The sequence below is a fragment of the Streptomyces sp. XY431 genome (genome assembly GCF_001279805.1).
GTDB classification, from domain to species: domain Bacteria; phylum Actinomycetota; class Actinomycetes; order Streptomycetales; family Streptomycetaceae; genus Kitasatospora; species Kitasatospora purpeofusca.
Genome location: NZ_LGDO01000349.1, coordinates 1 through 382 on the forward strand (window position 1 = coordinate 1; position 382 = coordinate 382).

Genomic DNA, 382 nt, shown 5'->3' on the forward strand with positions numbered 1-382 from the left:
GCGGTGGTGGGGGTGCTGCCGGGGTTCGCGGAGTGGGGGTGGTGGGCGCCGGTGGTGCTGGTGGTGCTGCGGGGGTGTCAGGGGGTGGGGCTGGGCGGGGAGTGGGGCGGCGCGGCGCTGCTGGTGGCGGAGAACGCGCCGGCCGGGCGGCGGGGGCGGTACGGCGCGTATCTGCAGTTGGGGCCGACGACCGGGTTCGTGCTGGCCAACGGGATCTTCCTGGTGCTGCAACTGTGGCTGGACGAGGCGGCGTTCAGGTCCTGGGGCTGGCGGGGGCCGTTCCCGGGGCTGGCGGGGCTGGGGGGGGGGGGGGCGTTCCGGCGGCCCCCGGGGGGGGGGCCTCGGCGGTTGGCGGGGGGGGGGGGGGGGGGGGGGGGGCGGG

General features: G+C 80.4%; 1 protein-coding gene. It reads left to right on the forward strand.

Features of this window, described 5'->3' with window-relative positions:
- Positions 1-63: 63 nt before the first annotated feature.
- Positions 64-382, forward strand: a 319-nt coding sequence (locus ADK60_RS26085) for an MFS transporter (RefSeq protein WP_353651773.1), incomplete at its 3' end; no start/stop codon positions are given.